Raw genomic sequence first — 2,586 nt, 5'->3', positions numbered from 1 at the left:
CGCGCGGGGTCGATGCCGTTGATCATGGCTCCGGTGTTTCCTTCATGCTCATTGCCGTCTCACTCCGAGTGCGTGGGGTGTGCCGTCCGCCGCGGCCGCCCGCAGAACTCTACGCAACGCCGCCCGCCACATCCATTCCGCCCCTTATCGATTATCTGCTATTTGTGCCAGGCAGTTGTCAGGCGAATGGTGGCTCCGGGCTGTTGACGGACGGGTTCGATGCTCGAGTGCTAGGACTGATGCGAGGGCCTTCCGCCCGGATATCTCGCCGTCGCGTGCCGCTGTGCGGCGGCCACTAGCTGCGTTCGATACGCATGTCCAGGGTGTCGGGGAGGCTGTCGAAAACGCTCAGGTCGGACGTGATTTCACCCATCTCCGTGAGGGTGGGCACGGAGCTTGTCTCTTCGTAGATGATGGTGATGCTGTCGGCCGGGTTGTAGTAGACGAGGTCTCCCGGTTGCACATCGGTGTAGAACGGGCCCGTCTCGGTGAGTGGTGCGGACAGTTCGCTGATGTACTCGATACCGGAGTTGCGGAACCAGGGCAGGGTCACCGGGAGCATGGCGGCGAAGTCTTTTGAGACCTGGCTGTCGTTGAGGTTCGCCGTGATGACCACTGCCAGCCCATTGCGCCCTTGTGAATCTCATGATAGCCATCAGCCATTAATGGTTCTCGGTTGCCTGATACCGGATTCCGCCATATCCAGAGGGACAGATCTTCCGTTCTCAGCTTGATCGGTCACGGTGTGCGGAGTTCGAGCAGGGTGACTTGCGGGGATGCGCCGATACGGACCGGTGGTCCCCAGAAGCCGGCGCCGTTGGTGACGTATACCGGCACGCCGTCGACTGCTCACGTCCTCATCGAGTAGGACACCGTGTCAGGTCTGGTCTCACAGTGTCGAAAGACCAGGGAAACGGTGACGTCATCCAATGAACCGTTTCCTACGGGCACGAAGAAGGTGCTGCTGGAGGGTGTACTGACAGCCCACCACTCGGTGTCTCGATCCGGCCTAGCCTGGGAGTCGTGGACAACCGTGACGAGGTCAAAGCCTTCCTCAGTTCCCGCCGTGCCAAGATCTCCCCTGAGCAGGCCGGACTGCAGCACTTCAACCGCAACCGCCGTGTTCCTGGGCTGCGCCGTAGCGAGGTCGCCGACCTGGCCGGGGTCAGCGTCGAGTACTACGCCCAGCTCGAGCGGGGCAATCTTTCCGGGGCCTCGGACAGCGTCCTGGAGGCCTTGGCCCGGGCTCTGCACCTCGATGAGGCCGAGCAGCAGCACCTGGCCGACTTGGCTCGTGCCGCCGGACCCGGAGCGCGAACGCGCCGTAAAACCCCGGCGCAGCAGATCCGGCCCAGTGTGGCCCGCGTTCTGGAGCTCATGACTGACGTGCCGGCGTTCGTCAACAACGGCCGCGGCGACGTGCTGGCCGCGAATCCGCTGACGCAGGCCCTGTACGCGCCGATGTTCGACGACTCTGTCCGGCCGGCGAACCACGCCCGGTTCGCGTTCCTCAACCCTCGGGCCCGGGACTTCTGGCGCGACTGGGAGCGGATCGCCACCACGACCGTGGCGATGCTGCGTACCGAGGCGGGCCGGGACCCGTACGACAAGGCGTTGACCGGCCTGGTCGGGGAGCTGTGCACCCGCAGCGAAGAGTTCCGGGCCCGCTGGGCTGCCCACGACGTACGCCTGCACAACACCGGGATCAAGCAGTTCCGCCACCCGGTCGTCGGCGAGATCGACCTGAATTTCGAGACCATGCAGATGACCGCCGACCCCGGCCTGTCGATGACCCTGCTCAGCGCCCCGGCCGGCTCCGCCGCCGACGACGCCCTGCGTGTGCTGGCCAGCTGGGCCGCCACCCGCGACCAGGCTCCGGCGACCCGCGAGCTCGGGTAGCGCGGTCACCGTCGGCCCTGGTCGACGCCACGACGATCGCGACGCGACCGCGCTGACCGGAAGCCCAAACGCCATAGCGGACCGGATGCACCAGTACCAAGGCGCGGGGGTCGACGAGTTCGTCCTCGACTTCACCGCCGCCGACGAGGCCGCGTACGTCGAGCACCTGCACCGCTTCGCCGACACTGTGTTCCGGCTCCTCACCGGTCTCGATGTCGTCAGCCCACGGGGTACGCGATGAAGGCGAACCGCCTGCTGTCCGGGGACCAGCTGTTGACGTTGATCGTTCCTTGGCCACCGAAGACGGGGTACCGCTGCAGCGGCGTCGACCAGTCCGTCGTCGCGACCACCCGCACCTCGACGTCCAGGTCGGCCGGGTGCCCCTGGGTTCCGGCCGGGAACGCGATGTAGGACGCCAGTTGTGCGTCCGGCGAGAGATGCGGGAACCAGTCGACGGTGCCGCTGGTGACGAGGCGCTCCACCGGTCCTCCGCCGTCCGGGATGCGGGCGATCTGGGCATGGCCCGGCTCGCTGGCGAAGGCTTCGGTGTTGAAATAGATCCACCTGCCGTCGGGGGACCACTCCGGCCCGTCGATGTGACCCGGGCCGGTGTCGACGACGACCGTCCGGCCCTCCGGGTCCAGCACGGCGAGCCGGCCCGGCTCGGTGAAGTCGCCGAGCTGGACA

3 protein-coding genes and 1 pseudogene are annotated in these 2,586 nt (G+C 66.5%); 2 read left to right on the top strand and 2 right to left on the bottom strand.

What is annotated here, in order from left to right; translation table 11 throughout:
• Positions 1-295 precede the first annotated feature (295 nt).
• The gene (locus AB0M20_RS37375) at positions 296-616 is read right to left on the bottom strand and encodes a cyclophilin-like fold protein (RefSeq protein WP_364305509.1); all 321 of its coding nucleotides are present in this window, start codon (positions 614-616) and stop codon (positions 296-298) included.
• Between the two features lie 407 nt (positions 617-1,023).
• Between AB0M20_RS37375 and AB0M20_RS37370 the strand changes: the two genes are divergently transcribed.
• On the top strand, positions 1,024-1,899 hold the full coding sequence (locus tag AB0M20_RS37370; protein ID WP_364305507.1) for a helix-turn-helix transcriptional regulator: 876 nt from the start codon (positions 1,024-1,026) through the stop codon (positions 1,897-1,899).
• An 85-nt stretch (positions 1,900-1,984) separates the two neighbouring features.
• A complete protein-coding gene (locus tag AB0M20_RS37365) occupies positions 1,985-2,140 on the top strand; it encodes a hypothetical protein (RefSeq protein ID WP_364305505.1) in 156 nt (51 codons plus the stop codon).
• Here the strand turns inward: AB0M20_RS37365 and AB0M20_RS37360 are convergent.
• Positions 2,118-2,586 (bottom strand): annotated as a pseudogene (locus AB0M20_RS37360) (hypothetical protein); the annotation flags it as partial. The gene AB0M20_RS37365 and the pseudogene AB0M20_RS37360 overlap by 23 nt on opposite strands.

The sequence above is a fragment of the Actinoplanes sp. NPDC051633 genome, from assembly GCF_040681735.1.
Taxonomy (GTDB): Bacteria; Actinomycetota; Actinomycetes; order Mycobacteriales; family Micromonosporaceae; genus Actinoplanes.
The sequence above is the reverse complement of the archived record's forward strand: the minus strand, read 5'-3'. Positions and strand labels throughout refer to the sequence as shown.

Bases quoted from the DNA above. Each gene is read 5' to 3' on its own strand.
- AB0M20_RS37365 (WP_364305505.1), top strand. From the start codon at position 1,985: ATGCACCAGTACCAAGGCGCGGGGGTCGACGAGTTCGTCCTCGACTTC.